This is a genomic window from Synergistota bacterium (assembly GCA_021159885.1).
GTDB lineage: Bacteria > Synergistota > GBS-1 > GBS-1 > GBS-1 > AUK310.
In genome coordinates, this window is record JAGHDO010000069.1 from 1 (window position 1) to 2701 (window position 2701).

The 2701-nt window shown below is 43.5% G+C and carries 3 protein-coding genes, 1 pseudogene and 1 riboswitch; all 4 genes and pseudogenes read left to right on the plus strand.

The annotated features are described in order from the left end of the window. Positions 1–416 precede the first annotated feature (416 nt). Positions 417–506: pseudogene (locus tag J7M13_06930) on the plus strand (DDE transposase). An 84-nt stretch (positions 507–590) separates the two neighbouring features. Then, positions 591–779, plus strand: a riboswitch (cobalamin riboswitch). Positions 780–843: 64 nt separating this feature from the next. After that, entirely contained in the window at positions 844–1500 is a 657-nt protein-coding gene (locus J7M13_06935; GenBank protein MCD6363715.1) for a precorrin-8X methylmutase, read from the plus strand. Then, positions 1485–2564, plus strand: a complete 1080-nt coding sequence (gene cbiD / locus J7M13_06940) for a cobalamin biosynthesis protein CbiD (GenBank protein ID MCD6363716.1) — start codon at positions 1485–1487, stop codon at positions 2562–2564. Before J7M13_06935 ends, cbiD begins: the two co-directional genes overlap by 16 nt. Then, positions 2561–2701 (plus strand): hypothetical protein (locus J7M13_06945; GenBank protein ID MCD6363717.1); only part of this gene is annotated, 141 nt, incomplete at its 3' end. The genes cbiD and J7M13_06945, both read left to right, overlap by 4 nt.

Below are 2701 nucleotides of genomic sequence, written 5' to 3' on the forward strand. Positions count from 1 at the left end.
TAGAAGAAGTTGAAATGATAGTGAAGAAAGAAGAGCGGGGAGATAAATGGGGTTTTTAGATGGAACAGCGCGCCTTGAGCTTGCGGTTTTTCCACCAGGAACGTTTGAAAGGTCTCCTCGCAAGGTAAAAATAAAAAGATTGGTAATTGCTTAAAGTCACCCCACCCCTGATAAAATAACTTTACAGATAATCTTACACGAGGTGGAAGATGGAAACAATAAGACTGCTTGAAATGGTAACAGATGAAGGAAAGTCCGAAAAATTCTTAGGAGAAAAAGGTATCCTGAAAACCTTTACAAAAATCCCCTCAAGCTTTTTGAGTTTGAAATTCCTGTTCTCAAAGCCCCAAAGGAAGGTGGGTTCTCTTATAAGGGAGTACATTTACAAATCCACTTCGGAAGATGACCTCTTAAGCGGAGAAGTAGAAGTTGAGGAGAGCTATTTCAGTGGTAAAAGAAAAGGAAAGAGGGGAAGGGGAGTAAGGAACAAGATACCTGTTTTTGGAGATGAGCTTGGAAAACCAACTCCCGAAAAGCTTAAAGAGCTTGGGATAGAGGAGATATTGTGATATAATTTAGGTAGAAAGTAGAATATCGTGCGCCACGGGGGTGCCCGTCGGGCTTAATAGGGAAGTCCGGTGAAAATCCGGCGCAGTCGGGCTACCGTGACCGGGGACGAAAGCCGCAGGAATGCCACTGGGAGGAATGCCCTCCTGGGAAGGCGCGGTGAGTAGGATGATCCGGAAGCCGGGAGACCTGCCCTCGTTTAAGGCTTAAGATTGTGCTTCTTCCCGGTTAGGAAGCACAGGTTTTTTGTTTCTTTTTAAAGGAGGAGTTTTTCTCTTGAAAGAGGGGTCTTTTAAGCTCAATCCTAAGGAGATAGAGGAGGAAAGTTTTTCTATAATAAATGCTTTTCTGAAAAGAGCCGGTTTCTATCGAAAATTTGGTAAGGGTAGTGTGGAGGTTTCTATTTTAGCGCGCGTGATTCACGCAACAGGGGATTTCAGCATAGCCAATGATTTACTCTTTTCAGAGAATTTTTTTGAAAAGTTTATTAACGCTTTAAGGATTTCGCAAGGGTTGTTTATAACGGATGTCAAAATGGTGGCTGTAGGCATATCAAGGAGAATTCTCCCTAAGATTTCCGTATTGACTTATATTGATGAGAAGGAAGTTTTAAGTGAGTCGAAAAGGAAAAATGTATCTCGAGCTTACCTTTCCATAGATATGGCGCTAAAGAAACATGACAAAGCCATTTACGTTGTGGGGAATTCTCCCACTGCCCTTTTTAGAATACTCGAAGAGAGGGATCCGAAGAAAACCCCTTTTGTTGTTGGAGTTCCCGTTGGGTTTGTGGGAGCTTCTGATGTAAAAAACGCCCTTTCGTGTTCTGAGATTCCCTGCGTGACGCTTCTTGGGTCAAGGGGAGGAAGCAGCGTAGCGGTTGCGATAGCAAACGCGCTCCTTATGGAGGCGAAAAATAGATGCAATGGTATATAAACGTTAATGGAAAACTTCTTAAGAGAGGATACACCACGGGAACTTGTGCAGCGGCAGCTCTTAAGGCTTCTTTGATTTGGAGTCTTACAGGGGTTTTGCCCGATAGCGTGGATATTCGACTTCCAATAGGAGAAAGCATAAGAATACCTGTATTATGGTGCGGAAAGGAGTCTGGTATTTGCTATTGTGCGGTTAGGAAAGACGCAGGAGATGATGCGGATGTGACTGACGGTGCGGTTATCTATGCAGGGGCTGAGAGGATAAGTGAGAAGGGCGTAAGTTTCGCTTCGGCGGGAGGCGTTGGGACGGTGACTGAGGAAGGCTTACCAGTTAAGGTAGGAGAGCCCGCGATTAACCCGGTGCCTCGGTCCATGATGAGAGAGGTTCTTGAGAATTTCAATATCTTTTCTGCTAAGGTTTATGTAGGGGTTGAGGATGGAGGAAGGATAGCTAAGAAGACTTTTAATGAAAGGCTTGGAATAGTCGGAGGGATTTCGATTTTGGGAACTACGGGTATAGTCGAGCCTTTCAGCGAGGAGGCTTGGAAAGAATCGCTTCTCGTTGAGATGGGAGTGATCAAGAACAGAGGGTATGATTTCATAGTTCTTACTCCAGGGGGTAAAGGGGAAAAACTATATAAGAAGTACTACGGAGACAGCAGGAATGTGCTTATATGTGGCAATTACTTTGGTTTTGCGGTTAAGAATGCTATTCTCAAGGGGTTTAAAGAGATATGCATTGCGGGAAGCTTTCAGAAGCTAATAAAGCTTGCAGCGGGTAATTTTAACACAGATAGCCGGGTAAGCGATGCCAAGGCAGAAGTTCTTGCTCTTTATACAACAATTTTTGAAAAAAACTATAATGTCAACCTTGTAAAAGAGATCCTGAACGCGACCCCTTTTAGTAAATCGATAGGGATATTGGAGAAGTATGGCATTGATGTGAAAGGCGTTTTTACCCTTATAGGTCAGGCAGTTATAAGGAAGTTAAGACAGTTAGGGGAAGCTTCATTCAGGGTGATAATGTTTTACGGAGACTCGATTTTGACCGATATTCAGGGATGATTTATATAGTCGGGACTGGAATAGGTTCTGTTAAGGAATTAAGTCAGAGGGCTTTGGAGCTTCTTAAAAAAGCGGATCTTATAGTTGGCTTTAGGAACTCTCTTTCCGTTCTTAGTGGAATGGAGTTAAGGGCGGAA